Below are 25,071 nucleotides of genomic sequence, written 5' to 3' on the forward strand. Positions count from 1 at the left end.
ACATGGAGCGTCTGACACGCCTGTTGGCGACACTGACACGCTGGGGGTTGGGCCTGTGCGCGCTGCTGCTGGTGGTGCTGGCCTTGTACGTCAGCCTCGGCCGGGAGTTGGTCCCGTTGGTTGCCGAGTACCGTAGCGAGGTCGAGGCCCGCGCTGGCGAAGCGCTAGGCATGCCGGTGCACGTCGGTAGCCTCGAAGGCAGTTGGAGCGCCCTGGCGCCGATACTCGCCGCGCGCGATGTAGTGGTCGGCGACGGACCCAATACGCTGCACCTGGATCATGTGCGCGCCGTGCCCGCAGTGTGGGATAGCCTGGTGGCGCGACAGGTGCGCATCGCCCATCTGGAAGTCAGCGGCCTGAAAATCAGCCTGAAGGAAGGCACCGACGGCAAATGGGCCCTGGAAGGCCTGCCGGTGCGGGACGACCAGCCGCTCGATCCGCAGCAACTGCTGGATCGGATGCAAATGGTCTCGAAGCTGTCGGTGCTCGACAGCCAGGTCACCTTGCAGCCGCTGGATCATCCGCCCCTGAGCTTGACCTACGTCGGTCTGAGCCTGCGCACCGGTGTTTCCCGCCAGCGCCTGGACGCGCGGCTGACCCTGCCTGATGGCCAGCCCGTGGCGATCAACCTGCGTACCCGCATCCGCGCCAACGATTGGAAAAACGGCGAGGCCGATGCCTACCTGAGCCTGCCGCAAAGCGATTGGTCCCAATGGCTGCCGAAACGCCTGACCCGGCAGTGGAATTTTTCCGAGATCAAGGCCGGTGGCGAGTTCTGGCTCAGTTGGGCCGCAGGCACGGTGCAAAGCGCAGCCATGCGCTTGAACGCGCCGCAGCTGCAAGGCGCGTATGCCGACCGCAAGCCGGTGCAGGTCCACAACCTGGCCCTCAACGGCTATTTCCAGCGAGGCAGCCAAGGATTCGTCGCGACCTTCGACACCCTGGCGATGAGCCTGGGCGAGACCCGCTGGGAATCGCGCCTGCAACTGCAACACAACGACGCCACCGACCAGGCCGAGGAGCGCTGGCACTTGCAGGCCGATCGCCTCGACCTGACGCCGCTGACGCCGTTGCTCAATGCCCTGGCGCCCTTGCCCGAAGGGGTTGCCACCGCAATCGACCGGCTCAAGGTGACCGGTGGCTTGCGTAATGTCTTGCTGGATTACCGGCCACAGAATACCGGCGATCAGAAAATCAGCTTTGCCACGAACCTGGATACGGTGGGTTTCAACGCCTATCGCGGCGCACCGGCCGCGCGCAATGTCTCGGGCAGCCTCAGCGGCGACCTCGGCGGTGGCGAACTGCGCATGGACAGCAAGGATTTTTCCCTGCACCTGGACCCGATCTTCGCCAAGCCCTGGCAATACTTGCAGGCCAACGCCCGGCTGACCTGGAAGCTGGACAAACAAGGGTTCACCCTGGTCGCGCCTTACCTGAAAGTGTTGGGAGAGGAGGGCCGGATTGCCGGCGACTTCCTGATCCGCCTGCATTTCGACCACAGCCAGGAAGACTACATGGACCTGCGGGTCGGCCTGGTGGACGGCGACGGGCGCTACACCGCCAAGTACTTGCCGACCGTCCTCAGCCCGGCGCTGGACGAGTGGCTGCGCACGGCGATTGTCAAAGGCGCCGTGGATGAGGGTTTTTTCCAGTACCAAGGTTCGCTGAACAAAGGCGCCGAGGACGCGGCCCGCAGCATCAGCCTGTTTTTCAAGGTGCATGACGCCGAGCTGGCGTTCCAGCCCGGCTGGCCTTCGGTCAGCAAGGTCAGCGGCGATGTATTTGTCGAAGACAGCGGTGTACGCATCTTCGCCAGCCAGGGGCAATTGCTGAATACCCAGGTGAAGGATGTTTCGGTGAACATTCCCCATGTGCCAACCGGACAGAGCTCCCATCTGCTGCTGGACGGTGGGTTTGCCGGCGGCCTGGGCGACGGATTAAAGATTCTCCAGACCGCGCCCATTGGCACGGCAGAGACATTCGCCGGCTGGGAAGGCGAGGGCGATCTGCAAGGCAGCGTGAAGCTCGATATTGCGCTGGAGAAGGGCGAACAACCGAAAATCCTCGTGGACTTCGCCACGGACAAGGCGCGACTCAAGCTCAGCGAACCGGCCTTGGAATTGACGCAGCTCAAGGGCGACTTCCGCTTCGACAGCAGCAAGGGCCTGAGCGGCAAGAACATCGCCGCCCGGGCATTCGACCGCCCCGTGACCGCACAGATTTTCGCCGAGGGCCGCGCTGGTGCGCTCAACACGCGTGTCACGGCGTCCGGACGGGTCGAGGTGAAAAAACTCACCGACTGGCTGAGCGTGACCCAGCCGCTGCCTGTCTCCGGCGTGGTTCCGTACCAGTTGCAAGTGATCCTCGACGGTGCCGACAGCCAACTGTCGATCAATTCCAATCTCAAAGGCGTCGTGGTGGATTTGCCGGCCCCCTTCGGCATGGCTGCGGATGTTGGGCGCGATACCGTGTTTCGCATGACATTGCAGGGGCCGGAGCGGCGTTACTGGGGCAATTACGGCGACCTGGCGAGCTTCACGTATGCCGCGCCGAGCGGTAAAACGGCCGACGGCCGTGGCGAATTGCTGCTGGGCGGGGGCGAGGCAGTACTGCCTGGAGGCAAGGGGCTGCGCTTGCGCGGCACCTTGTCGGAACTGGACGTGAGCCCCTGGCAGGACCTGGTGGCCAAATATGCCGGCCAGGATCCGGGGGGCAGTGCCCGGCAAGTGCTCAGCAGCGCCGACCTGAAAGTGGGCAAGCTCACGGCCATGGGCACGACGCTGGACCAGGCATCGGTGCAACTGGACCGCAAGCCGGACGCCTGGGCCATGCGGCTCGACAGCCAGCAGGCCAAGGGCACCGTCAACCTGCCGGACGCCAAAGCCGCCCCGATCGGTATCAAGCTGGACTACGTGCGTTTGCCAGCGGTCGACCCGACCGTCCAGGCCGATGAAAACGCCCCGGATCCGCTGGCTTCGGTTGATCCAAGCAAGATACCGGCGATGGATATCGCCATCGACCAGTTGTTCCAAGGGCCGGATCTGATCGGAGCCTGGTCGTTGAAGGTGCGCCCGACCGGCAAGGGCATCGCGTTGAACGACCTGGACATGGGCCTCAAGGGCATGGTCCTCAATGGCAACGGCGCCTGGGAAGGCGCGCCGGGCTCGACCAGCAGCTGGTACAAAGGCCGTATCAAGGGCAAGAACCTGGCTGATGTCCTGAAGGGCTGGGGATTCGCCCCCAGCGTGACCAGCCAGGAGTTTCGCCTGGACGTCGATGGCCGCTGGCCGGGTTCACCCGCCTGGGTGGCCACCAAGCGCTTCTCTGGAAGCCTCGATGCATCGCTGAACAAGGGGCAGTTCGTCGAGGTCGAAGGCAGCGCGCAGGCATTGCGGGTATTTGGCCTGCTGAACTTCAATTCCATTGGCCGACGCCTGCGCCTGGATTTCTCCGACCTGTTCGGCAAAGGGCTGAGCTACGATCGGGTCAAGGGTTTGCTGGTGGCGAGCAGTGGCGTCTATGTGACACGCGAGCCCATCACCTTGACCGGGCCTTCGAGCAATCTGGAGCTCAACGGCACGCTGGATATGGTCACTGACCGGGTCGATGCCAAGCTGCTGGTGACGTTGCCGGTAACCAATAACCTGCCCATCGCCGCGCTGATCGTTGGCGCCCCGGCGGTGGGTGGGGCATTGTTCTTGATCGACAAACTGATCGGTGACCGCGTCGCGCGTTTTGCCAGCGTAAGATACGACGTCAAGGGGCCGTGGAAAGAGCCGAAAATCACTTTCGACAAACCGTTCTGACGAGTTGGCACTGATCCCCTGGGGGAGCGATACGAGAAGGGAGGGAGCGCATGCCAGTCGCCGTGATTCAAATGGTCAGCCAGAGCGATGTCCTCGCCAACCTGGCCCGTGCCCGTGTACTGCTGGAGCAGGCGGCGGCGGGCGGTGCGAGGCTGGCGGTGCTGCCGGAAAACTTCGCCGCAATGGGGCGGCGGGACGTCGCCGACATGGGGCGCGCCGAAGCCTTTGGTCAGGGACCGATCCTGCCTTGGTTGAAACAGGTCGCCCGCGACCTCAAGTTATGGATTGTCGCCGGCACGCTGCCGTTGCCGCCGGTGGACGAGCCCGAAGCCAGGGTTCATGCCTGTTCGTTGCTGGTGGACGACCAGGGCCAGATCGTCGCGCGTTATGACAAGCTGCACCTGTTTGACGTGGACGTGGCGGACAATCGGGGGCGCTACCGTGAATCCGATGACTATGCTTATGGACGCAACGTGGTGGTCGCCGATACCCCCGTGGGCCGGGTGGGGTTGACGGTCTGTTACGACCTGCGTTTCCCGGAGCTCTACAGTGAGCTGCGGGCAGCCGGGGCCGAACTGATTACCGCGCCTTCCGCATTTACAGCGGTGACCGGCGCCGCCCATTGGGACGTGTTGATTCGCGCCCGGGCCATCGAGACCCAGTGCTATATGCTGGCGGCTGCCCAGGGTGGGACGCATCCGGGGCCAAGGGAAACCTTCGGCCATGCCGCGATTGTCGACCCGTGGGGCCGCGTGCTGGCGCAACAGGATCAAGGCGAGGCCGTGCTGCTGGCCGAGCTCGACAGCAGCGAACAGGCGTCCATAAGGGCGCGCATGCCGGTGGCGAGTCATCGGCGCTTTTTCTCGCAGGGCGCTCGACAGCGACCTGCCCAAGACGACGAATTCAAGGCGTAAAACATATGAGCGGGTTGTTGTCCTCAGTCAGTGAACACCTTCTAGCCCCCGGTGGCGTGACCCTCGAAAGCCTGCAAGGCGTGCTGGGCGACCTGGCCGGCCCAGGCATCGATGCCGCCGACCTGTATTTCCAGGGCCAGATTTCCGAGTCATGGTCGCTGGAAGACGGCATCGTCAAGGAAGGCAGTTTCAACCTCGACCAAGGCGTGGGCGTGCGTGCCCAATCCGGGGAAAAAACCGGTTTTGCCTACAGCAATGCCATCACCCTCGAAGCCCTTGGTACGGCGGCCCGTGCCGCTCGATCGATCTCCAGGGCCGGGCAGAACGGCACGGTCCAGGCCTTCAGCAGCAGGGATGTGGCGCAACTCTATGCCCCGGATAATCCGCTGGAAGTCATGAGCCGTGCCGAGAAAGTCGAATTGCTCAAGCGCATCGACGTCGCCACCCGCGCCCTCGACCCGCGTATCCAGCAGGTGTCGGTCAGCATGGCCGGGGTCTGGGAGCGGATCCTGGTGGCCTCTACCGATGGCGGCCTGGCGGCGGACGTACGGCCTCTGGTGCGCTTCAATGTCAGCGTGATCGTCGAGCAGAATGGCCGTCGCGAGCGCGGTGGCCATGGCGGTGGCGGGCGCACCGACTACCGTTATTTCCTCAGTGAAGACCGTGCCATGGGCTACGCCCGCGAAGCGCTGCGCCAGGCGCTGGTCAACCTCGAAGCGATCCCGGCCCCGGCCGGTACCTTGCCAGTGGTGCTCGGGTCCGGCTGGTCCGGGGTGTTGCTGCACGAAGCGGTGGGCCACGGCCTGGAAGGCGATTTCAACCGCAAGGGCAGCTCGGCCTACAGTGGGCGCATGGGCGAAATGGTCGCCTCGAAACTCTGCACCATCGTCGACGACGGCACGCTGGCTGGACGTCGCGGGTCCCTGAGCGTCGACGATGAAGGCACCCCGACCGAGTGCACCACTTTGATCGAAAACGGCGTGCTCAAGGGCTACATGCAGGACAAGCTCAACGCCCGGCTCATGGGCGTGGCCCGAACCGGCAACGGTCGCCGCGAATCCTACGCACACCTGCCGATGCCGCGCATGACCAATACCTACATGTTGGGCGGCCAGAGCGATCCGGCGGAAATCATCGCCTCGGTGAAGAAAGGCATCTATTGCGCCAACCTCGGCGGTGGCCAGGTGGACATCACCAGCGGCAAGTTCGTGTTTTCCACCAGCGAGGCCTACCTGATCGAAGACGGCAAGATCACCGCGCCGGTCAAAGGCGCGACCCTTATCGGCAACGGGCCGGAGGCAATGAGCAAGGTGTCGATGGTCGGTAACGATCTGGCGCTGGACAGCGGCGTGGGGACGTGTGGCAAGGACGGACAATCGGTGCCGGTGGGCGTCGGCCAGCCGACCCTGAAGATCGATGCGATTACCGTGGGTGGCACGGGCGCATGATGGAGCATTGGGTGGAGTGCATGGCCTCCACCCAAGGGCGTAACTCAGCGCAGACCGCGTTGAGTCTCGTCCAGCTCTCGGATGTACTTGAAGATTTTACGGCTCGAGGCCGGCGGTTTGTTCTGCGCCAGTTCGTGCTGGGCCTGACGGATCAGGGAGCGCAATTGCTGGCGATCAGCCTCCGGGTAATCGATGACGAATTTTTCCAGGGTGCCGTCATCGCCCGCGATCAAGCGATCGCGCCAGCGTTCCAGGTTGTGGAAGCGCTCGTTGTACTGCCGGGTGGAGGCGTCGAGCTGGTCGAGCAAAACGAGGATGGCGTCAGTGTCCTGGTCGCGCATCAGTTTGCCGATGAATTGCAGGTGCCGTTTACGCGCGATATTCGCGGTGTGCTTGGGCGCATCGGCCAAGGCCCGGCGCAAGGCGTCGGTCAGGGGCAGTTTGGCCAGCAAGTCAGGCTTGAGTGTTGTCAGGCGCTCGCCGAGGTCAACCAGAGCATGCAGCTCGCGTTTGACCTGGGATTTGCTTTTTTCACCCTCGTAGAGGGAGTCGTCGTAAGAATCAACCATGGTGGCAGTCCGCAAAGAAACGCCGCCATGATAACCAGTCGGGGGCCGCTTGTCCGGCCCGGTCGCTAGAAGGCCAAGGGTTTGTACGAAAAATCGCCGCGCAGGCCGTTTGCGTTCAAAACCGTTACCGAAAGCAGAATTTGAGTGGAGAACACCATGAGTGCAGTTCAAAGCGTCGGCCCGCAAGCATTGCCGGCACTGCAGGAGCAAGTCGAGCAGATTCTCGCCGAGGCCAAGCGACAGGGGGCCAGCGCCTGTGAAGTGGCGGTATCGCTGGAGCAGGGACTGTCGACCTCGGTGCGCCAGCGCGAGGTGGAAACCGTTGAATTCAATCGCGACCAGGGTTTCGGCATTACCTTGTACGTAGGCCAGCGCAAGGGCTCGGCCAGCACTTCGGCCAGCGGGCCCGAGGCCATTCGCGAAACGGTGGCCGCGGCGCTGGCGATTGCCAAGCACACGTCCGAAGACGAAGCCTCGGGCTTGGCCGACGCCGCGCTGATGTGCAAGGAGCTGAAGGATTTCGACCTGTTCCACGCCTGGGACATCACGCCCGAGCAGGCTATCGAACAGGCACTGCGCTGTGAGGCGGCGGCATTCGAGGCCGACAGCCGGATCAAGAATGCCGATGGTACGACGCTCAATACCCACCAGGGTTGCCGCGTCTATGGCAATAGCCATGGCTTTGTCGGCGGTTACGCATCGACCCGCCACAGCCTCAGTTGCGTGATGATCGCCGAGGCCGACGGGCAGATGCAGCGCGACTACTGGTACGACGTCAACCGCCAGGGCACGTTGTTGGCGGACCCTGTGAGCATCGGCCAGAAAGCCGCGCAACGGGCAGCCAGCCGTCTGGGCGCACGGCCGGTACCGACCTGCGAAGTGCCGGTGCTGTTTTCTGCCGAACTGGCCGGTGGCTTGTTCGGCAGCTTCCTGTCGGCGGTGTCCGGCGGCAACCTGTACCGCAAGTCGTCGTTCCTCGAGGGCGCGCTGGGCCAGAAACTGTTCCCGGAATGGATGACCATCGACGAGCGACCACACCTGATGCAAGCCATGGGCAGTTCGGCGTTCGATGGCGATGGCCTGGCCACCTATGCCAAGCCGTTCGTGGAAAAAGGCGAGTTGGTGTCCTACATCCTCGGGACTTATTCGGGCCGCAAGCTGGGCATGCCAAGCACCGCCAATGCCGGCGGCGTGCACAACCTGTTCGTTACCCATGGCGAAGAGGACCAGGCTGCACTGCTGCGGCGCATGGGCCGCGGCTTGTTGGTGACGGAACTGATGGGCCATGGCCTGAACATGGTCACCGGGGATTATTCCCGTGGCGCGGCGGGGTTCTGGGTCGAGAATGGCGAGATCCAGTTCCCGGTCCAGGAAGTGACCATTGCGGGGAACATGCGCGACATGTTCAAGCAAATCGTGGCGGTGGGGAATGATTTGGAGCTGCGCAGCAACATTCGCACTGGCTCGGTGTTGATTGAACGGATGACGGTGGCGGGTAGCTAACACCTCACCGTGTAAAACAAAGGCGCGTCATCCATTGAGGTGACGCGCCTTTTTTGTGCCAGCAAATTTCCTTTGTCCCCTGTCTCGCTTGTGTTGCGTCTTATTATCATTTAATAATAAATCTCATTTGCTGAGCGGGACCCGGTCATGAGTGTTGCCCTGCACGAACAACCCTACCTTGAAAGCTTGCGCTGGATGAGTCGCCAGATCCGTTGCGCGACAAGTCCGGACGAGCCTCGGCTGATCGAGCATTACCTGGCCGAGGGCCGCTACCTTGCCTGCTGCACTGCCACTTCACCGTGGATGATTTCCGAAACCGCCTTTCGCCTGCTCCTCGATACCGCCCGCGACGTCGCGCTGCCATGGCATTGGCGCAACCTGTGTCTTGATCAAGCCTGGCGTCCACTTCGCGACTTGGAGCAGCAGTCGAATTGCCGCTGCCGTCTCAGGCGTTGGCAGAGCCACGCCTGGGCGCTGGCGACCTGCGCGCTGGAGCCATCGATTTCCCTTACTGAACTGGAACAAGGATTCCCCGATGAGTAATACCCGTATCGAACGCGACAGCATGGGCGAACTCCAGGTGCCGGTGGCTGCGCTCTATGGCGCGCAGACCCAGCGTGCGGTGGATAACTTTCCTGTCAGTGGCCAGCGCATGCCGGCGCAGTTCATTCGCGCCCTGATCCTGGCCAAGGCTGCCGCCGCCAGGGCCAACGTAGAGTTGGGACAAGTCAGCGCGGCCCAAGGCAAGGCCATCGTCGATGCGGCCCAGGGCTTGCTGGAAGGCGACTTCATGGAACATTTCCCGGTGGATATTTTCCAGACCGGCTCCGGCACCAGTTCCAACATGAACGCCAACGAAGTGATCGCCACCCTGGCCAGTCGCCTGTTGGGAGAGCCGGTCAACCCGAACGATCACGTCAATTGCGGGCAGAGCAGCAACGACATCATTCCCACCAGTATTCACGTCAGCGCCGCGCTGGCCTTGCATGAGCAGTTGCTGCCAGCGCTGTCGCACCTGGTGCAGGTGATCGAGCGCAAGGCGGGAGAGGTCCACCCGTTCATCAAGACCGGTCGGACCCATCTGATGGATGCCATGCCGGTGCGCCTGAGCCAGGTGCTCGACGGTTGGGCGCAGCAGCTCAAGGCCAATATCGGCCATCTGCAGGACCTGCTGCCGAGCCTGCAATCCTTGGCCCAGGGCGGTACGGCGGTCGGCACCGGGGTCAATGCCCATCCACGCTTCGCCGAGTTGTTCAGCCAACAACTGACGCAGTTGACCCAGGTGCAATTCACGCCGGGAACGAATCTGTTCGCGCTGATCGGCTCCCAGGACACCGCCGTGGCGGTTTCCGGACAGCTCAAGACCACGGCCGTGTCGCTGATGAAAATTGCCAACGACCTGCGCTGGATGAATTCCGGGCCGCTGGCGGGCCTGGGCGAGATCGAGCTGGAAGGCTTGCAGCCGGGTTCCTCGATCATGCCCGGCAAGGTCAACCCGGTCATTCCTGAAGCCACGGCGATGGTAGCGGCCCAAGTGATCGGCAACGACACGGTGATCACCATCGCCGGTCAATCGGGCAATTTCGAACTCAACGTAATGCTGCCGATCATCGCCCAGAACCTGCTGAGCAGCATCACGTTGATGTCCACCGCCAGCCGGTTGCTGGCGGACAAGGCCATCGCCACGTTCAAGGTCAACGAAGCCAGGCTCAAGGAGGCGCTGTCGCGTAACCCGATCCTGGTCACGGCGCTGAATCCGATCATCGGTTACCAGAAGGCCGCTGAAATCGCCAAGAAGGCTTATCAGCAAGGTCGCCCGGTCATCGATGTCGCCCTGGAGCACACCGACCTGACGCGCGCCGAGCTTGAGGTCCTGCTGGACCCCGAGAAACTCACCGCCGGGGGGGTGTGACCCCGACACTCATGTGGAGGACTCATCATGGAACACTGGAAACGTACGATCGAGCGTGCCAATCGCTGTTTCATGCAAGGCGAGTTGGTCGATGCTCGCGAAGCCTACCTGCAAGCGCTGGCGCTGGCGCAGGTGTTGTTCGAGCGTTGGGCGGACGCGGATGAAGCCGTGGCGGCTTGTGTCGTGTCCCACCACAACCTGGCGGACCTGCACCTGCGCTTGAATCAGCCGGAGGAGAGCGCGGAGTACCTGTGTGCCATCCACCAGCGCCTGCTGACGGCCCTGCAGGACGAACGCCTGGCCCCGGCCCTGCGTGCCGCTGCGATGCGCCAGAGCCACAAGACCTATGTCGAGCTGTTGAATTTCATCGGCGAGCACGGCGAATACCCACGCACCCACCGCTTGCTCCACGGCGATGCCGCTTCGACCCGGCATCGCGACACCCCTGTTCATTACGGAGTCCATTGAGATGGCTTTTACCTTGCCTGCGTTGCCTTATGCCTACGACGCCCTGGAACCGCACATCGATGCGAAGACCATGGAAATCCACTACACCAAGCATCACCAGACGTACATCAACAACCTCAACGCGGCGGTGGAGGGCACCGAATACGCCGATTGGCCCGTCGAGCAACTGGTGGCCAGCGTTGAGCAGCTTCCCCAGGAATTGAAAGCTGCGGTGATCAACCAGGGCGGCGGCCATGCGAATCATTCGTTGTTCTGGGAGGTGATGGCGCCCCACGGTGGTGGCAAGCCGGACGGCGCACTGGCGGCGGCGATCGAAGCGCAGCTGGGCGGCATCGAGCGGTTCAAGGAAGCCTTCACCAAAGCCGCGTTGAGCCGTTTCGGCAGCGGCTGGGCCTGGCTGAGCGTGACCCCGCAAAAGACCTTGGTTGTTGAAAGCAGTGGCAACCAGGACAGCCCCTTGATGAGTGGCAACACGCCAATTCTCGGCCTGGATGTGTGGGAGCACGCATATTACCTGCTGTACCAGAACCGTCGTCCCGAATACATCAACGCGTTCTACAACGTGATCCATTGGCCGGAAGTTGCACGACGCTACCAGGCAGCGGTCGCTTGAGTCCCTACTAAGAACAATCCAAGGCTGACTATGGACACTGAAACTCTGGCGATAGCCGGCGGGCGCATGTTTCGCTACGCCTTGGGATCACTGCTACTGTTGGTCGGGATGACCCTGCTGGCGGCGCAGGGACTGGCATGGCTGGACCTGGAGCCGAAGTTGCTGCGTGCGTTGCAAGGTGGCGGGCTTTGCGCCCTGGGCACCGCGCTGGGGGCGGTGCCGGTGCTGGTGATCCGGCGCATGCCCCAGGCCGTGAGCGATTCGCTGCTGGGGTTCGGCGCCGGAGTGATGCTTGCCGCCACGGCATTCTCACTAATCGTGCCGGCAATAGCCGCCGCCGAGCAGTTGGGGCTCACGCCATGGGCGGCCAGTGGCCTTGTCTGTTTGGGCATCCTCTCGGGGGCATTCGGGCTGTATCTGGTAGACCGCAAGGTGTCGGCCAGCCCCGAAAGGCTGATCGCCGCGCCAGGACGCCCGATCATTGCGCCGCGGATCTGGTTGTTCGTCTTCGCCATCATTGCCCATAACACCCCCGAAGGAATGGCGGTTGGCGTCTCTGCGGGCGGCGGCATGCCGGACGCCGACAGCCTGGCGATGGGCATCGCCTTGCAGGACGTCCCGGAAGGGCTGGTGATTGCGTTGGTGCTCGCGGCTGCGGGAATGTCGCGTGCCAGGGCATTTTTGATCGGCGCCGCGTCAGGGCTGGTCGAGCCGGTGTTTGCGCTGCTATGCGCCTGGTTGGTCAGCCTGGCCGAGGTGCTGTTGCCGCTTGGGCTGGCACTGGCGGCAGGGGCGATGTTGCTGGTAGTGACCCATGAAGTGATCCCCGAATCTCGCCGCAATGGTCATGAGAAGCTGGCGAGCCTGGGATTGCTGGTGGGTTTTTGCCTGATGATGGTGATGGACACGGCGTTGGCCTGATGCAATCCAAGGACCATGCGCTTGTGCTGTTGTGGCTCGAGTCCTCGGGCAGTCACTCGCCTTCGTCGAAGTATCTGTTGATCAGGTCCACCAGGGCGTCCATCGCTTCCTGCGCCTGTTCACCTTCAGTGCTCAGGTGGATCTTGGTGCCCTTGCCGGCGGCGAGCATCATCATCGCCATGATGCTTTTACCATCGACGGTGGTCTCAGGGTCGCGCCCGACCCTGATCGTGACATCCGGAAACTGACCCGCCACACCGACGAATTTCGCTGACGCTCGGGCATGCAGACCCAGCTTGTTGATGATTTCAATTTCCCGAGCAGGCATCGCGATGTGAATCCTTTAGCTGAGGTCGCGGTGGCGAACCTGGACGTTCTTCAGGGATTGTTGCAGGAGCTGACCCAGGCGTTCGGTCAGGTAGACGGAGCGGTGATGGCCACCGGTACAGCCGATGGCGATCGTGACGTAGGCACGGTTGCTCGCGGCAAAGCGGGGCAGCCATTTGAGCAGGTAGCTGGAGATGTCCTGGAACATTTCCTCGACATCCGGCTGGGTAGCCAGGTAATCGATCACCGGTTGGTCCAGCCCGGACTGCTCGCGCAGTTCCGGCTTCCAGTAAGGGTTGGGCAGGCAGCGGACATCGAATACCAGGTCGGCGTCCACCGGCATTCCGCGCTTGAAACCGAACGATTCGACGAGGAAGGCCGTACCCGGTTCCGGCTGGTTCAGCAGGCGCAACTTGATGGTGTCGCGCAGTTGATACAGGTTCAGGTTCGTGGTGTTGAGCTTGAGGTCCGCCAGGTCTGCGATGGGGCCCAGCAGTTGGCTTTCGTCATGGATGGCTTCAGCCAGGGAGCGGCTGGCATTGCTCAGCGGATGACGCCGACGGGTTTCGGAAAAGCGCTTGAGCAAAGTTTCTTCGTCGGCATCCAGGTACAGCACGTCGCACTGGATATGCCGGTTGCGCACATCCTCGAGCAGTTCAGGAAACCGCGACAGATGGCTGGGCAGGTTACGGGCATCGATGGACACGGCGACCAGCGGTTGCGCCAGTTCGGTGTGGATCAAGGCGCGCTCGGCCAATTCCGGAAGCAGGCCTGCCGGCAAATTATCGATGCAATAGTAGCCGTTATCCTCAAGCACATTGAGGGCGGTACTTTTACCGGAGCCGGAGCGGCCACTGACGATGATCATGCGCATGGTTAATGACCGTTCTGCTCGTCCAGGACAACCTGATACAAAGCTTCGCTACTCGCTGCGCTGCGCAGTTTTTCACGCACTTCCTTGCGGTCCAGCATGCTGGCGATCTGGCGCAGCAGCTCAAGGTGCGCATCGGTCGCCGCTTCCGGAACCAGCAATACGAACAGCAGGTCGACCGGCGCGCCGTCGATGGCGTCGAAATCAATGGGGGCTTCAAGGTGCAGCAGCGCGCTGATCGGCGCTTCACAGCCCTTGAGGCGGCAATGGGGAATGGCGATGCCGTTGCCAAAACCGGTGGAACCGAGTTTTTCACGGGCAATGAGGGCCTCGAAGACGTCCTGCATTTCCAGATCCGGCACTTCGCGGTGGATCAGGTTGGCGATTTGTTCGAGGGCTTTCTTTTTACTGCCACCCGGCGCGTTCACTTGGGAGCGGCCGGGGGTCAGGATGGTTTCTAGTCGGATCATGGATTGGGGGGGTTAACGACCGGTTGCGCCCTGGAGGAGGCTCTGGGTCTTTTCCTTATGCTTTTTGAGTTGGCGATCCAGCTTGTCGGTCAGCAGGTCAATCGCGGCATACATGTCTGAATGCTCTGCGTTGGCAACCACTTCTCCGCCGGGGATATGCAGCGTGGCTTCGATTTTCTGCAGCAGCTTTTCGACGTTCATCGTGACTTGCACATTGGTGATCTTGTCGAAATGCCTTTCCAATCGGTCGAGTTTTTCGCCGATGTAGGTGCGCAGGGGTTCGGTCACTTCCAGTTGGTGTCCACTGATGTTGACTTGCATACAGCTTCTCCTTCGTTGCCAGTGCATAAAGCGGCAGGCTGGGTTGCCTGCCACTGGAACGCTGTGGCGTGGCCCGTTACATCAACCGCTTGCGTTCGCTCGAAGGTGCGATCCCGAGGGATTCGCGGTATTTGGCGACGGTACGGCGGGCCACCTGAATGCCTTGTGCCTCCAGTAAACCAGCGATCTTGCTGTCACTCAACGGCTTTTTCTGATTTTCCGCGGCGACCAGTTTCTTGATGATCGCGCGGATGGCCGTGGACGAGCATTCGCCGCCTTCGGAGGTGCTGACATGGCTGGAGAAAAAGTATTTCAATTCATAGATGCCCCGTGGGGTATGCATGAATTTCTGGGTAGTGACGCGTGAAATCGTCGATTCGTGCATGCCCACCGCCTCGGCAATGTCATGCAGGACCAACGGCTTCATCGCTTCGTCGCCGTACTCCAGGAAGCCGCGCTGATGCTCGACGATCTGGGTGGCTACTTTCATCAGGGTTTCGTTGCGACTTTGCAGGCTCTTGATGAACCAGCGGGCTTCTTGCAACTGGTTGCGCATGAAGGTGTTGTCGGCGCTGGTGTCGGCGCGCTTGACGAAGCCGGCGTACTGGGCATTGACGCGCAGCTTGGGCACGGACTCCTGGTTGAGCTCCACCAGCCAGCGATCGTTATGCTTGCGCACGATCACATCGGGGACCACGTACTCAGGCTCGGTGGATTCGATCTGCGAGCCGGGGCGCGGATTGAGGCTTTGCACCAACTCGATGACCTGGCGCAGCTCATCTTCCTTGAGCTTCATGCGGCGCATCAGTTGGCTGTAGTCGCGGCCGCCCAAAAGGTCGATGTAATCGGTGACCAGGCGCTTGGCTTCAGCCAGCCAAGGGGTCTTGGCGGGCAGTTGGCGCAATTGCAGCAACAGGCACTCGCCCAGGTTGCGGGCGCCGATGCCGGCGGGTTCGAACTGCTGGATGCGGTGAAGGACGGCTTCGATTTCGTCCAGCTCGATGTCGAGCTCGGGGTCGAATGCTTCGAGAATTTCTTCCAGCGTCTCGTCCAGGTAGCCCTGATTGTTGATGCAATCGATCAGGGTCACGGCGATCAGGCGATCGGTATCGGACATCGGCGCCAGGTTCAATTGCCAGAGCAGATGACTCTGCAGGCTTTCGCCGACGGAAGTGCGGGTGGTGAAGTCCCATTCATCGTCGTCGCCGCTCGGCAGGCTGCTGGCGCTGGTCTGATAGACGTCCTCCCACGCGGTGTCCACGGGCAGGTCGTTGGGAATGCGCTCGTTCCATTCGCCATCCTCGAGGTTATCCACCGTTGGGGCGGCTTCCTGCTGGTAGGACGGTTCCTGGATTTCGGGGGTGGTTTTCTGCTCGACGTTATCGGCCAGTGGATCGGTGTTGTCGAAGTCGTCGCCTTCTTCCTGGCGCTCAAGCATCGGATTGGATTCCAAGGCCTCCTGGATTTCCTGTTGCAGGTCCAGGGTCGACAATTGGAGCAGGCGGATGGCCTGTTGCAGCTGCGGTGTCATCGTCAGCTGCTGGCCCATTCTCAAGACTAGCGATGGTTTCATGGCAGGGGCTAAACACCTTATTTGCCGGCGCACATGCGCCATCCACTACAGGGCGCCGGAGCGCCAAACTTAAGCAAATTATATGCCTGAAACCGAGGGGTTTGCCTAGGGCGTCGTCACAATAAAATTGGCAACGCCCGGACGATTCGCCAGGCACTTGCGCTTACAGGCGGAACTCATGACCCAGATAAACTTCCTTCACCAATTCGTTGGCCAGGATAGTGGCGGAGTCACCTTCGGCAATCAACTGGCCATCGTTGACGATATAGGCAGTCTCGCAGATATCCAATGTTTCGCGTACGTTGTGGTCGGTGATCAGCACGCCGATCCCCTTGGCCTTGAGGTGGTGGATGATCTGCTTGATGTCGCCGACCGAAATCGGGTCCACGCCGGCGAAGGGTTCGTCGAGTAGAATGAATTTCGGTGCGGTGGCCAGGGCGCGGGCGATTTCCACTCGGCGACGTTCACCGCCGGACAGGCTCATGCCGAGGTTGTCGCGAATGTGGCTGATGTGGAATTCCTGCAGCAGGCTTTCCAGCTCCTGGCGACGGCCGGCCTTGTCGAGCTCCTTGCGGGTCTCGAGGATCGCCATGATGTTGTCGGCAACCGACAGTTTGCGGAAGATCGACGCTTCTTGCGGCAGATAGCCGATGCCAGCCCTTGCCCGGCCGTGCATCGGCTGGTGGCTCACGTCCAGGTCGTCGATCAGTACGCGACCCTGATCGGACTGGACCAGGCCGACGATCATGTAGAAACAGGTTGTCTTGCCGGCGCCGTTGGGGCCGAGCAAACCGACGATCTGGCCGCTGTCGATGGACAGGCTGACATCGCGCACAACCTGGCGGCTCTTGTAGCTCTTGGCCAGGTGCTGGGCTTTCAGAGTTGCCATTACTGGGCCTTCTGCTCGTCGGTTTTCTTTTTCGGCTGGATCACCATGTCGATGCGCGGACGCGCCTCGGTGACCTTGCTGCCAGTGGCGCGACCGGCGCTGGCCAGTTTCTTGACCGTGTCGTAGACGATTTTCTCGCCTTGGGTCACGTTGTTGTCCTTGTCGACGACCTTGGCGCGATCGATCAATACAACGCGGTCCTGGGCGGCGTGATACTGGATGGTGACCCCGTAGCCTTGCACGGGCTTGGTGTCGCCTGCGGTTTGCAGTTGTTCGAAGTAGGCCAGGTTGCCCACCGAAGTCACTACGTCGATGTCGCCGGATTGGGTGCGGGTGATGGTCACGGTGTTGCCGGTCACCTTCATCGAGCCCTGGGTGATGATTACATCACCCTTATAGGTGGCGACACCGTTCTTGTCATCCAGTTGCGCGTCGTCGGCCTGGATGCGGATAGGCTGGTCGCGGTCGTTGGGAAGGGCCCAGGCGCTCGCGCTTCCCAGTGCTGCGCCCAGACTGAGCAAAATAGGGAGGGTTTTAGCGAGCTTCATACTGTCCTCTTACTTTCGATAGCAGGTGTATCCTGCTTTCCTTCAAATACGCCTTCATTCCCGTGCCGGTCGATACGCCGCCAGCGCCGTCGATTCTAACGGGTTGCTCGGTCTGCGCATATTCTCGTTGCGGGAAGACCGTCATGCGACTGGTGGTGATGAGGGTCGTACGGTTCTTTTCGTCGGTCCGGGTGATGCGCACCGAGTCGATCAGTTCGACCTCGGTGCCGCCGGGATTGACCTCGGCGCGCTCACTCTGGACATGCCATGGGAACTCGGTGCCCCGGAACATGTTCAGGTCCGGTTTGGTGACCAGCGTGATATCAGTCGCCTTCACGTGATCGACCTTGTCGGATGTCATTTCGTACTGCAGCTTGCCGTCGGGCAAGTACTGCAGGGTGTGCGTATTGGTTGCGTACCAGTCGATGTTCTCCTCGACCTTGGCCGCTGGCTGGTCCAGGAAGCGTTCCGGGCTGATGTTCCAATAGCCCACCGCAGCGAAAATCGCCGCGATACAGCTGAACACCAGGAGGGTGCGAATCTTCTTGCTTAGCATAAATGGCTCACAGGTATGCGGCGTTGGCCGCTTCGAGGTGGCCCTGGGCACGCAGGATCAGTTCACAGAATTCGCGGGCTGCGCCTTCGCCGCCCCTTGCCGTGGTGACACCATGGGCATGCTCGCGCACGAACGCAGCGGCGTTGGCCACGGCCATGCCCAAACCGACCCGGCGGATGACCGGCAGGTCCGGCAGGTCGTCACCCAGGTAGGCGACCTGTTCATAGCTTAGATTGAGTTGGCCAAGGAGCTCGTCCAAAACCACCAGTTTGTCTTCGCGGCCCTGGTAAAGGTGCGGGATGCCGAGATTCTTCGCCCGTCGCTCCACCACCGGCGTCTTGCGACCACTGATAATGGCGGTCTGCACGCCTGAGGCCATCAGCATCTTGATGCCTTGGCCGTCGAGCGTGTTGAAGGTCTTGAATTCGCTGCCATCTTCGAGGAAGTACAGGCGGCCGTCGGTGAGTACACCGTCGACGTCGAATACGGCGAGCTTGATTGTCTTGCCCCGTTGCAGCAGGTCGGTCGTCATTACATTACTCCAGCACGCAGCAGGTCGGACAGGTTGAAGGCGCCGACCGGGCGGTCGTCGTCATCCACCACCACCAGTGCGTTGATCCTGTGGTCTTCCATGATTTTAAGGGCTTCGGCGGCCAGCATGTCGGCGCGGGCGGTCTTGCCGTGAACGGTCATGACTGCGTCGATGGTTGCGTTGCGGATATCGATCGCGCGGTCGAGGGTGCGGCGCAGGTCGCCGTCGGTGAAGATCCCGGCCAGCTTGCCGTCGGCTTCGAGAATCACGGTCATGCCCAGGCCCTTGCGGGTCATCTCCATCAGCGCATCCTTGAGCAGCGTGCCGCGTTGAACCTTCGGTAGCTCTTCACCGGAGTGCATCACGTTTTCGACTTTGAGCAGCAGGCGACGGCCCAGCGCGCCGCCAGGATGGGAAAAGGCGAAATCCTCGGCAGTGAAGCCACGGGCTTCCAGCAGGGCCACGGCCAGGGCATCGCCCATGACCAGGGCTGCGGTGGTGGACGAAGTCGGGGCCAGGTTTAGCGGGCAGGCTTCGTGTTCGACATGAACATTGAGGTTCACCTCGGCGGCCTTGGCCAGCGGGGAGTCCGGGTTGCCGGTGATGCTGATCATCTGGATGCCCAGGCGCTTGATCAGTGGCAGCAACGTGAGGATTTCATTGGTCGAGCCGGAGTTGGACAGGGCCAGGATGACGTCGTCCCGGGTGATCATGCCCATATCGCCGTGGCTGGCCTCGGCCGGGTGGACGAAAAAGGCCGTCGTGCCTGTGCTGGCCAGCGTCGCGGCAATCTTGTTGCCGATATGGCCGGACTTGCCCATGCCGACCACGACCACGCGGCCCTTGCTGGCCAGAATCATCTCGCAGGCGCGTACGAAATCAGCGTCGATATGGGCCAGCAAGCCTTGTACGGCTTCGAGCTCGAGGCGGATGGTACGTTGTGCCGATTGAATCAGGTCGCTGGATTGGCTCATGTCAGATCGTATAGCCCGATGAAAAGGCGGCGATTATAGCTGCAATGATCGATTCCCTCACGCTAGTTCGTCACGCTTTGTTCGAACGGTTGCAAGGCTGGACATAAAATGTGGTGTTTTACCTTAAGCCAGGCTTAACGGGCGGGGGTTGGCCTTGGGCGCCTGGCGGTTGCAGTGATATAGTTCGCCGCCGATTCGTGTGCTCGGCGGTTCCGGCGTTAGCCGGTTGGCCTGGGCATTCGGATATGAGGCTGCATCGCAAGGAGTTTAGATGAGTGCCGACAACGCCTACGCGGTCGAGCTGAAGGGACTGACCTTCAAGCGAGGGACGCGCAGCATTTTCAATGACATCGATATTCGCATCCCGCGTGGCAAGGTGACCGGCATCATGGGGCCTTCCGGGTGTGGAAAGACCACGCTGCTGCGGCTGATGGGTGCACAGCTGCGCCCCAATGCCGGCGAAGTCTGGGTCAATGGCCAGAACCTTCCAGAGCTGTCGCGCAGCGATCTGTTCGATGCGCGCAAGCACATGGGCGTGCTGTTCCAGAGCGGTGCGCTGTTTACCGACCTCGATGTGTTCGAGAACGTGGCGTTTCCCCTGCGTGTCCATACCGAACTGCCGGAAGAAATGATCCGCGACATCGTCTTGCTGAAACTGCAGGCAGTCGGGCTGCGTGGCGCCCTGGACCTGATGCCGGACGAGCTTTCCGGCGGCATGAAGCGTCGCGTGGCGTTGGCTCGGGCGATAGCCCTCGATCCGAAGATCCTCATGTACGACGAGCCCTTCGTTGGCCAGGATCCCATTGCCATGGGTGTGCTCGTGCGCCTGATCCGCCTGCTCAATGACGCGTTGGGCATCACCAGCATCGTGGTGTCCCATGACCTGGCCGAAACCGCGAGCATTGCCGACTACATCTATGTCGTCGGCGATGGCCAGGTGCTGGGGCAGGGAACGCCCAAGGAATTGAAGGATTCGGACAACCCACGCATTCGCCAATTCATGAAAGGTGACCCGGACGGTCCGGTGGCGTTCCATTTTCCGGCCACGGATTACCGTACCGATCTGCTGGGGAAGCGCTGATGCGCAAGAAATCATTAATAGAAAGAATCCGCCTGTTCGGCCGTTCCGGCATCGATGTGGTGGCCGTGCTGGGGCGTTCCACGCTGTTCCTGATGCACGCGCTGCTCGGACGCAATTCGACTGGAGGCGGTTTTGGCCTGTTGGTCAAGCAATTGCATTCAGTGGGGGTGATGTCCCTGGTGATCATCGTTGTCTCGGGCATCTTCATTGGCATGGTACTGGCGCTCCAGGGCTTCAGCATCCTGTCCAGCTATGGGTCGGAGCAGGCCGTCGGGCAAATGGTTGCGCTGACATTGCTGCGTGAGCTCGGGCCCGTGGTAACGGCACTGCTGTTCGCCGGACGAGCCGGATCGGCGCTGACTGCCGAGATCGGCAACATGAAGTCCACCGAGCAGTTGTCCAGCCTGGAAATGATCGGTGTCGATCCGCTCAAGTACATCATTGCCCCACGCCTGTGGGCCGGCTTCATTTCGCTGCCGGTGCTGGCAATGATCTTCAGCGTCGTGGGGATCTGGGGCGGCTCCTGGGTAGCCGTCGATTGGCTGGGGGTCTATGAGGGTTCCTACTGGTCCAACATGCAGAACAGCGTCGACTTTCTCGACGATGTGCTCAACGGCGTGATCAAGAGTGCCGTATTCGCTTTCGTAGTCACCTGGATCGCCGTTTTTCAAGGTTATGACTGTGAGCCCACGTCAGAGGGGATCAGCCGTGCCACAACCAAGACCGTGGTCTACGCCTCGTTGGCCGTCCTGGGCCTTGACTTTATTCTGACCGCCTTGATGTTTGGAGATTTCTGATGCAAAACCGCACCCTGGAAATCGGTGTCGGCCTTTTCTTGCTGGCTGGCATCCTGGCTTTGCTGCTGCTGGCCTTGCGGGTCAGTGGCCTGGCGCCGACCGCGAGCACCGACACTTATAAACTTTATGCTTATTTCGACAATATCGCCGGTTTGACGGTCAGAGCCAAGGTAACCATGGCCGGTGTCACCATCGGCAAGGTCACGGCAATCGATCTGGACCGCGACAGTTTCACTGGCCGGGTGACGCTGCAGCTGGAAAAACGCGTGGATAACCTGCCGACCGATTCCACTGCCTCTATCCTCACGGCTGGGCTGTTGGGTGAGAAATACATCGGTATCAGCGTGGGTGGGGAAGAGACCTTGCTCAAGGACGGCGGGACCATCCACGACACGCAGTCGTCGCTGGTGCTCGAAGACCTGATCGGTAAATTCCTGCTCAATACCGTTAGCAAAGACGCCAAATGAGGAGCTTTTGAATGATCTCTATCCTGCGACGCAGCCTGCTGGTCCTGCTGGCGGCCCTGCCGCTGATGGGCAATGCCGTGGCGGCACCTTCGGCGCACGACATCATCCAGGACACGACGACCCGACTGCTGGCGGACCTTGCCGCCAATAAAGAGAAGTACAAGCAGGATCCGGGGGCGTTCTACGATGCACTGAATGGCATCGTCGGTCCGGTCGTGGATGCCGACGGCATTTCCAGGAGCATCATGACCGTCAAGTATTCGCGCAAGGCCACCCCGGCGCAGATGACCCGCTTCCAGGAAAACTTCAAGCGCAGCCTGATGCAGTTCTATGGCAACGCCTTGCTTGAATACAACAACCAGGGCATCACCGTTTCGCCGGCCAAGGATGAGAGTGGCAACCGCACCAGCGTCGACATGCAGGTCAAGGGCAATAACGGCGCGGTCTACCCGGTTTCCTACACACTCGAGAAAATCAACGGCGAGTGGAAGGTGCGCAACGTGATCATCAATGGCATCAACATCGGCAAGCTGTTCCGTGACCAGTTTGCTGACGCGATGCAGCGCAATGGCGGCGACCTGGACAAGACCATCGACGGTTGGGCCGGCGAAGTCGCCAAGGCCAAGGAAGTGACCGAAGAAGCCAAAGAGAAGCAGGAACAATGAACGAGCCGGTGAATGACTCGGCCGTTCGCCTGGGCGAGTCTGGCGAGTTGCTGCTCAGTGGCGTGCTGGATTACCGCACCGGTCCGGGCTTGCGCAAGCAGGGCCAGGCGTTGATCAAGTCCGCAAAGGGCGCCGAGTTGGTCATTGACTGCTCTGCCGTGGAAAAGTCCAGTAGCGTCGGTCTGTCCCTGTTGTTGTGCTTCATGCGCGACGCCAAGGCCGCCGGCAAGACGTGGAGCATCCGCGCAATGCCCGAGGATATGCGTGAAATAGCTCAGGTCAGCGAATTGACCGAGGTGTTGGAGCTGGCCTGACCCTCGCCCCAGTGACCCTGGCAAGCGAGGTGGGCAACGTTACTCGTCTAAGTCCTGCGTCGCGGGGTTCGCAGGCGCGGGGCTTTTTTGTATGATGTGCGACCCGTGCGCACAGGGCGCCGATTGAGGTTGAGCATGCAGGCTGTAGAAGTGAAGAGCTTCCTTGAAGGAAAGCTGCCCGGTACGCAGGTGGAAGTTGAAGGCGAAGGCTGCAACTTCCAGTTGAATGTGATCAGCGATGAACTGGCGGCGTTGAGCCCGGTGAAGCGTCAGCAGAGCATCTATGCCCATTTGAACCCATGGATCGCCGATGGCAGCATCCACGCGGTCACTATGAAATTTTTCAGCCGCGCGGCTTGGGCCGAGCGCACCTGAGCCCAAGGGCGTCGAGATTCTTATGGATAAATTGATTATTACCGGCGGCGTTCGCCTTGATGGCGAAATCCGTATCTCCGGGGCAAAGAACTCCGCGCTGCCGATCCTGGCCGCGACCCTGCTGTGCGATGGCCCGGTGACCGTGGCCAACCTGCCGCACCTGCACGACATCACCACGATGATCGAGCTGTTCGGCCGCATGGGCATCGAGCCTGTGATCGACGAGAAGCTCGCCGTCGAAATCGACCCGCGTACCATCAAGACCCTGATCGCGCCGTACGAACTGGTGAAGACCATGCGTGCGTCGATCCTGGTGCTGGGCCCGATGGTTGCCCGTTTCGGTGAAGCCGAAGTGGCATTGCCTGGTGGTTGCGCCATCGGCTCGCGTCCGGTGGACCTGCACATCCGTGGCCTGGAAGCCATGGGTGCGGTGATCGACGTCGAGGGCGGCTACATCAAGGCCAAGGCCCCTGAAGGCGGCCTGCGTGGTGCGCACTTCTTCTTCGACACCGTCAGCGTGACCGGGACCGAGAACATCATGATGGCCGCGGCCCTGGCCAAGGGCCGCAGCGTGCTGCAGAACGCCGCCCGCGAACCTGAAGTGGTGGACCTGGCGAACTTCCTGATCGCCATGGGCGCCAAGATCACCGGCGCCGGCACCGACACCATCACCATCGATGGCGTCGAGCGCCTGCACTCGGCCACTTATAAAGTGATGCCGGACCGTATTGAAACAGGCACCTACCTGGTTGCCGCCGCCGTCACGGGTGGCCGCGTCAAGGTCAAGGACACCGATCCGACGATCCTCGAAGCTGTCCTGGAAAAACTCAAGGAAGCCGGTGCAGAAGTCACCTGCGGCGAAGACTGGATCGAAGTGAACATGCACGGCAAGCGGCCCAAGGCCGTCAACGTGCGGACCGCTCCGTACCCGGCGTTCCCGACCGACATGCAGGCGCAGTTCATCTCCCTCAACGCCATTGCCGAAGGCACGGGCGCGGTGATCGAGACGATCTTCGAAAACCGCTTCATGCACGTCTACGAGCTGCACCGCATGGGCGCCAAGATCCAGGTCGAAGGCAACACGGCCATCGTCACCGGCACCGAGAAACTCAAGGGCGCGCCAGTCATGGCCACCGACCTGCGGGCCTCGGCCAGCCTGGTGATTTCGGCACTGGTTGCCGAAGGCGATACGCTGATCGACCGCATCTACCACATCGACCGTGGTTACGAGTGCATCGAAGAGAAGCTGCAGATGCTCGGCGCCAAGATCCGTCGCGTACCGGGCTAGTTCCCGCTGCATGGGCACAAGGATGTGCCTGTTGAATTGCTTCAGATCGAGGGTGTTCGCACCCTCGATGTGTGTCCGGCGCCGCTTGCGACCGGGCATGAGTACCTTGATAAGGACTAACGTTTCCCATGTTGACCATCGCACTGTCCAAGGGCCGCATCCTTGACGACACCCTGCCGCTTCTGGCTGAAGCAGGCATCGTGCCGACCGAGAATCCGGACAAGAGCCGCAAGCTGATCATCCCCACGACCCAGGCCGATGTGCGCTTGTTGATCGTGCGCGCCACCGATGTGCCGACCTATGTGGAGCATGGCGCCGCCGACCTGGGTGTTGCCGGCAAGGACGTGCTGATGGAATACGGCGGCCAGGGCTTGTATGAGCCGCTGGACCTGCGGATCGCCCGTTGCAAGCTGATGACCGCTGGCAAGGTCGGCGCCGCCGAGCCCAAGGGGCGCCTGCGTGTCGCGACCAAGTTCGTCAACGTCGCCAAGCGTTACTACGCCGAGCAAGGCCGCCAGGTCGATATCATCAAGCTTTACGGCTCGATGGAGCTGGCGCCGCTGATCGGCCTGGCGGACAAGATCATCGACGTGGTCGACACCGGCAACACCCTGCGAGCCAATGGCCTGGAACCCCAGGACTTCATCGCCGACATCACCTCCCGGCTGATCGTCAACAAGGCTTCGATGAAGATGCAGCACGCCCGTATCCAGGCACTGATCGATACCCTGCGCAAGGCAGTGGAATCGCGACACCGCGGCTGATTCACCTGCGCGACTCCACGTCGCGCCCGTCTATCCGCGTCATAGCCAATTTTCTCAGGTGCCCACGCGAATGGACTGGTAGCCTAGGGCGCCTGAGCATTTGCC

Annotated in this window: 28 protein-coding genes; 17 read left to right on the forward strand and 11 right to left on the reverse strand. The window is 61.5% G+C overall.

What is annotated here, in order from left to right; all coding sequences use genetic code 11:
* Positions 1-2: 2 nt before the first annotated feature.
* The 3 genes from JZ00_RS18240 to tldD are packed head-to-tail and all read left to right on the forward strand — an operon-like array spanning position 3 to position 6,168.
* Positions 3-3,806, forward strand: a complete 3,804-nt coding sequence (locus tag JZ00_RS18240) for a YhdP family protein (RefSeq protein WP_039592248.1) — start codon at positions 3-5, stop codon at positions 3,804-3,806.
* Positions 3,807-3,856: 50 nt separating this feature from the next.
* Positions 3,857-4,720, forward strand: a complete 864-nt coding sequence (locus tag JZ00_RS18245) for a carbon-nitrogen hydrolase family protein (protein ID WP_039592247.1) — start codon at positions 3,857-3,859, stop codon at positions 4,718-4,720.
* Between the two features lie 5 nt (positions 4,721-4,725).
* Positions 4,726-6,168: a metalloprotease TldD gene (tldD, locus tag JZ00_RS18250; protein ID WP_039592246.1), complete on the forward strand. Its 1,443-nt coding sequence runs from the start codon at positions 4,726-4,728 to the stop codon at positions 6,166-6,168.
* A gap of 44 nt (positions 6,169-6,212) precedes the next feature.
* Here the strand turns inward: tldD and yjgA are convergent, their stop codons facing one another.
* Complete coding sequence (yjgA, locus tag JZ00_RS18255) at positions 6,213-6,737, reverse strand: ribosome biogenesis factor YjgA (protein ID WP_014336624.1); 525 nt, start codon at positions 6,735-6,737, stop codon at positions 6,213-6,215.
* A gap of 156 nt (positions 6,738-6,893) precedes the next feature.
* Here yjgA and pmbA point away from each other — a divergent pair, with 156 nt between their 5' ends.
* From pmbA to JZ00_RS18285, 6 genes are all read left to right on the forward strand, one after another.
* Positions 6,894-8,240, forward strand: coding sequence for a metalloprotease PmbA (gene pmbA, locus JZ00_RS18260; protein WP_039592245.1), 1,347 nt, complete (start codon positions 6,894-6,896; stop codon positions 8,238-8,240).
* 147 nt (positions 8,241-8,387) lie between these two features.
* Positions 8,388-8,783, forward strand: a complete 396-nt coding sequence (locus JZ00_RS18265) for a hypothetical protein (protein ID WP_039592244.1) — start codon at positions 8,388-8,390, stop codon at positions 8,781-8,783.
* Positions 8,776-10,152 (forward strand): class II fumarate hydratase, encoded by a 1,377-nt coding sequence (locus tag JZ00_RS18270; RefSeq protein WP_039592243.1) that lies wholly within the window; start codon positions 8,776-8,778, stop codon positions 10,150-10,152. Before JZ00_RS18265 ends, JZ00_RS18270 begins: the two co-directional genes overlap by 8 nt.
* A gap of 27 nt (positions 10,153-10,179) precedes the next feature.
* Positions 10,180-10,620 (forward strand): hypothetical protein, encoded by a 441-nt coding sequence (locus JZ00_RS18275; RefSeq protein WP_039592242.1) that lies wholly within the window; start codon positions 10,180-10,182, stop codon positions 10,618-10,620.
* A gap of 1 nt (position 10,621) precedes the next feature.
* Positions 10,622-11,233, forward strand: coding sequence for a superoxide dismutase (locus JZ00_RS18280; protein WP_039592241.1), 612 nt, complete (start codon positions 10,622-10,624; stop codon positions 11,231-11,233).
* A gap of 30 nt (positions 11,234-11,263) precedes the next feature.
* The gene (locus JZ00_RS18285; RefSeq protein ID WP_039592240.1) at positions 11,264-12,154 is read left to right on the forward strand and encodes a ZIP family metal transporter; all 891 of its coding nucleotides are present in this window, start codon (positions 11,264-11,266) and stop codon (positions 12,152-12,154) included.
* A 52-nt stretch (positions 12,155-12,206) separates the two neighbouring features.
* Here JZ00_RS18285 and JZ00_RS18290 read toward each other — a convergent pair whose 3' ends face one another.
* The 10 genes from JZ00_RS18290 to JZ00_RS18335 all read right to left on the reverse strand — a co-directional run bounded on the left by JZ00_RS18290 (position 12,207) and on the right by JZ00_RS18335 (position 19,215).
* Positions 12,207-12,482: an HPr family phosphocarrier protein gene (locus JZ00_RS18290; RefSeq protein ID WP_039592239.1), complete on the reverse strand. Its 276-nt coding sequence runs from the start codon at positions 12,480-12,482 to the stop codon at positions 12,207-12,209.
* A 15-nt stretch (positions 12,483-12,497) separates the two neighbouring features.
* Positions 12,498-13,355 carry an RNase adapter RapZ gene (rapZ, locus tag JZ00_RS18295; RefSeq protein WP_039592238.1) on the reverse strand — a complete coding sequence of 286 codons (858 nt, stop codon included), beginning with the start codon at positions 13,353-13,355 and terminating at the stop codon, positions 12,498-12,500.
* Between the two features lie 2 nt (positions 13,356-13,357).
* Entirely contained in the window at positions 13,358-13,822 is a 465-nt protein-coding gene (gene ptsN, locus JZ00_RS18300) for a PTS IIA-like nitrogen regulatory protein PtsN (RefSeq protein WP_039592237.1), read from the reverse strand.
* Positions 13,823-13,834: 12 nt separating this feature from the next.
* A complete protein-coding gene (hpf, locus tag JZ00_RS18305; RefSeq protein ID WP_039592236.1) occupies positions 13,835-14,143 on the reverse strand; it encodes a ribosome hibernation-promoting factor, HPF/YfiA family in 309 nt (102 codons plus the stop codon).
* A 76-nt stretch (positions 14,144-14,219) separates the two neighbouring features.
* Complete coding sequence (locus JZ00_RS18310; RefSeq protein ID WP_039592235.1) at positions 14,220-15,716, reverse strand: RNA polymerase factor sigma-54; 1,497 nt, start codon at positions 15,714-15,716, stop codon at positions 14,220-14,222.
* A 163-nt stretch (positions 15,717-15,879) separates the two neighbouring features.
* On the reverse strand, positions 15,880-16,605 hold the full coding sequence (gene lptB / locus JZ00_RS18315; protein WP_039592234.1) for an LPS export ABC transporter ATP-binding protein: 726 nt from the start codon (positions 16,603-16,605) through the stop codon (positions 15,880-15,882).
* Positions 16,605-17,153 (reverse strand): lipopolysaccharide transport periplasmic protein LptA, encoded by a 549-nt coding sequence (gene lptA / locus JZ00_RS18320; RefSeq protein ID WP_030139855.1) that lies wholly within the window; start codon positions 17,151-17,153, stop codon positions 16,605-16,607. The genes lptB and lptA overlap by 1 nt, the downstream gene beginning before the upstream one ends.
* Positions 17,140-17,709 carry an LPS export ABC transporter periplasmic protein LptC gene (gene lptC / locus JZ00_RS18325; protein ID WP_039592233.1) on the reverse strand — a complete coding sequence of 190 codons (570 nt, stop codon included), beginning with the start codon at positions 17,707-17,709 and terminating at the stop codon, positions 17,140-17,142. The genes lptA and lptC overlap by 14 nt, the downstream gene beginning before the upstream one ends.
* A 7-nt stretch (positions 17,710-17,716) precedes the next feature.
* On the reverse strand, positions 17,717-18,241 hold the full coding sequence (locus tag JZ00_RS18330; RefSeq protein ID WP_039592232.1) for a KdsC family phosphatase: 525 nt from the start codon (positions 18,239-18,241) through the stop codon (positions 17,717-17,719).
* Positions 18,241-19,215: a KpsF/GutQ family sugar-phosphate isomerase gene (locus JZ00_RS18335; RefSeq protein ID WP_039592231.1), complete on the reverse strand. Its 975-nt coding sequence runs from the start codon at positions 19,213-19,215 to the stop codon at positions 18,241-18,243. The genes JZ00_RS18330 and JZ00_RS18335 overlap by 1 nt, the downstream gene beginning before the upstream one ends.
* A gap of 271 nt (positions 19,216-19,486) precedes the next feature.
* Between JZ00_RS18335 and JZ00_RS18340 the strand changes: the two genes are divergently transcribed.
* The 8 genes from JZ00_RS18340 (at position 19,487) to hisG (ending at position 24,966) form a co-directional block, all read left to right on the forward strand.
* Entirely contained in the window at positions 19,487-20,296 is an 810-nt protein-coding gene (locus JZ00_RS18340; protein ID WP_039592230.1) for an ATP-binding cassette domain-containing protein, read from the forward strand.
* Positions 20,296-21,093, forward strand: coding sequence for a lipid asymmetry maintenance ABC transporter permease subunit MlaE (gene mlaE / locus JZ00_RS18345; protein ID WP_039592229.1), 798 nt, complete (start codon positions 20,296-20,298; stop codon positions 21,091-21,093). The genes JZ00_RS18340 and mlaE overlap by 1 nt, the downstream gene beginning before the upstream one ends.
* Positions 21,093-21,560 (forward strand): outer membrane lipid asymmetry maintenance protein MlaD, encoded by a 468-nt coding sequence (gene mlaD / locus JZ00_RS18350; RefSeq protein ID WP_039592228.1) that lies wholly within the window; start codon positions 21,093-21,095, stop codon positions 21,558-21,560. The genes mlaE and mlaD overlap by 1 nt, the downstream gene beginning before the upstream one ends.
* 11 nt (positions 21,561-21,571) lie before the next feature.
* The gene (locus JZ00_RS18355; protein ID WP_039592227.1) at positions 21,572-22,225 is read left to right on the forward strand and encodes an MlaC/ttg2D family ABC transporter substrate-binding protein; all 654 of its coding nucleotides are present in this window, start codon (positions 21,572-21,574) and stop codon (positions 22,223-22,225) included.
* 8 nt (positions 22,226-22,233) lie between these two features.
* Positions 22,234-22,539 (forward strand): STAS domain-containing protein, encoded by a 306-nt coding sequence (locus JZ00_RS18360; RefSeq protein WP_039592392.1) that lies wholly within the window; start codon positions 22,234-22,236, stop codon positions 22,537-22,539.
* A 135-nt stretch (positions 22,540-22,674) separates the two neighbouring features.
* Positions 22,675-22,914: a BolA family protein gene (locus JZ00_RS18365; RefSeq protein WP_003221710.1), complete on the forward strand. Its 240-nt coding sequence runs from the start codon at positions 22,675-22,677 to the stop codon at positions 22,912-22,914.
* Positions 22,915-22,936: 22 nt separating this feature from the next.
* On the forward strand, positions 22,937-24,202 hold the full coding sequence (gene murA, locus JZ00_RS18370) for a UDP-N-acetylglucosamine 1-carboxyvinyltransferase (RefSeq protein WP_039592226.1): 1,266 nt from the start codon (positions 22,937-22,939) through the stop codon (positions 24,200-24,202).
* A gap of 128 nt (positions 24,203-24,330) precedes the next feature.
* On the forward strand, positions 24,331-24,966 hold the full coding sequence (gene hisG / locus JZ00_RS18375) for an ATP phosphoribosyltransferase (RefSeq protein WP_030139865.1): 636 nt from the start codon (positions 24,331-24,333) through the stop codon (positions 24,964-24,966).
* Positions 24,967-25,071: the final 105 nt, after the last annotated feature.

It is taken from the genome of Pseudomonas frederiksbergensis, from assembly GCF_000802155.2.
Taxonomy (GTDB): domain Bacteria; phylum Pseudomonadota; class Gammaproteobacteria; order Pseudomonadales; family Pseudomonadaceae; genus Aquipseudomonas; species Aquipseudomonas frederiksbergensis_A.

Bases quoted from the DNA above. Each gene is read 5' to 3' on its own strand.
- JZ00_RS18240 (WP_039592248.1), top strand. From the start codon at position 3: ATGGAGCGTCTGACACGCCTGTTGGCGACACTGACACGCTGGGGGTTG.
- JZ00_RS18245 (WP_039592247.1), top strand. From the start codon at position 3,857: ATGCCAGTCGCCGTGATTCAAATGGTCAGCCAGAGCGATGTCCTCGCC.
- tldD (WP_039592246.1), top strand. From the start codon at position 4,726: ATGAGCGGGTTGTTGTCCTCAGTCAGTGAACACCTTCTAGCCCCCGGT.
- yjgA (WP_014336624.1), bottom strand. From the start codon at position 6,737: ATGGTTGATTCTTACGACGACTCCCTCTACGAGGGTGAAAAAAGCAAA.
- pmbA (WP_039592245.1), top strand. From the start codon at position 6,894: ATGAGTGCAGTTCAAAGCGTCGGCCCGCAAGCATTGCCGGCACTGCAG.
- JZ00_RS18265 (WP_039592244.1), top strand. From the start codon at position 8,388: ATGAGTGTTGCCCTGCACGAACAACCCTACCTTGAAAGCTTGCGCTGG.
- JZ00_RS18270 (WP_039592243.1), top strand. From the start codon at position 8,776: ATGAGTAATACCCGTATCGAACGCGACAGCATGGGCGAACTCCAGGTG.
- JZ00_RS18275 (WP_039592242.1), top strand. From the start codon at position 10,180: ATGGAACACTGGAAACGTACGATCGAGCGTGCCAATCGCTGTTTCATG.
- JZ00_RS18280 (WP_039592241.1), top strand. From the start codon at position 10,622: ATGGCTTTTACCTTGCCTGCGTTGCCTTATGCCTACGACGCCCTGGAA.
- JZ00_RS18285 (WP_039592240.1), top strand. From the start codon at position 11,264: ATGGACACTGAAACTCTGGCGATAGCCGGCGGGCGCATGTTTCGCTAC.
- JZ00_RS18290 (WP_039592239.1), bottom strand. From the start codon at position 12,482: ATGCCTGCTCGGGAAATTGAAATCATCAACAAGCTGGGTCTGCATGCC.
- rapZ (WP_039592238.1), bottom strand. From the start codon at position 13,355: ATGCGCATGATCATCGTCAGTGGCCGCTCCGGCTCCGGTAAAAGTACC.
- ptsN (WP_039592237.1), bottom strand. From the start codon at position 13,822: ATGATCCGACTAGAAACCATCCTGACCCCCGGCCGCTCCCAAGTGAAC.
- hpf (WP_039592236.1), bottom strand. From the start codon at position 14,143: ATGCAAGTCAACATCAGTGGACACCAACTGGAAGTGACCGAACCCCTG.
- JZ00_RS18310 (WP_039592235.1), bottom strand. From the start codon at position 15,716: ATGAAACCATCGCTAGTCTTGAGAATGGGCCAGCAGCTGACGATGACA.
- lptB (WP_039592234.1), bottom strand. From the start codon at position 16,605: ATGGCAACTCTGAAAGCCCAGCACCTGGCCAAGAGCTACAAGAGCCGC.
- lptA (WP_030139855.1), bottom strand. From the start codon at position 17,153: ATGAAGCTCGCTAAAACCCTCCCTATTTTGCTCAGTCTGGGCGCAGCA.
- lptC (WP_039592233.1), bottom strand. From the start codon at position 17,709: ATGCTAAGCAAGAAGATTCGCACCCTCCTGGTGTTCAGCTGTATCGCG.
- JZ00_RS18330 (WP_039592232.1), bottom strand. From the start codon at position 18,241: ATGACGACCGACCTGCTGCAACGGGGCAAGACAATCAAGCTCGCCGTA.
- JZ00_RS18335 (WP_039592231.1), bottom strand. From the start codon at position 19,215: ATGAGCCAATCCAGCGACCTGATTCAATCGGCACAACGTACCATCCGC.
- JZ00_RS18340 (WP_039592230.1), top strand. From the start codon at position 19,487: ATGAGTGCCGACAACGCCTACGCGGTCGAGCTGAAGGGACTGACCTTC.
- mlaE (WP_039592229.1), top strand. From the start codon at position 20,296: ATGCGCAAGAAATCATTAATAGAAAGAATCCGCCTGTTCGGCCGTTCC.
- mlaD (WP_039592228.1), top strand. From the start codon at position 21,093: ATGCAAAACCGCACCCTGGAAATCGGTGTCGGCCTTTTCTTGCTGGCT.
- JZ00_RS18355 (WP_039592227.1), top strand. From the start codon at position 21,572: ATGATCTCTATCCTGCGACGCAGCCTGCTGGTCCTGCTGGCGGCCCTG.
- JZ00_RS18365 (WP_003221710.1), top strand. From the start codon at position 22,675: ATGCAGGCTGTAGAAGTGAAGAGCTTCCTTGAAGGAAAGCTGCCCGGT.
- murA (WP_039592226.1), top strand. From the start codon at position 22,937: ATGGATAAATTGATTATTACCGGCGGCGTTCGCCTTGATGGCGAAATC.
- hisG (WP_030139865.1), top strand. From the start codon at position 24,331: ATGTTGACCATCGCACTGTCCAAGGGCCGCATCCTTGACGACACCCTG.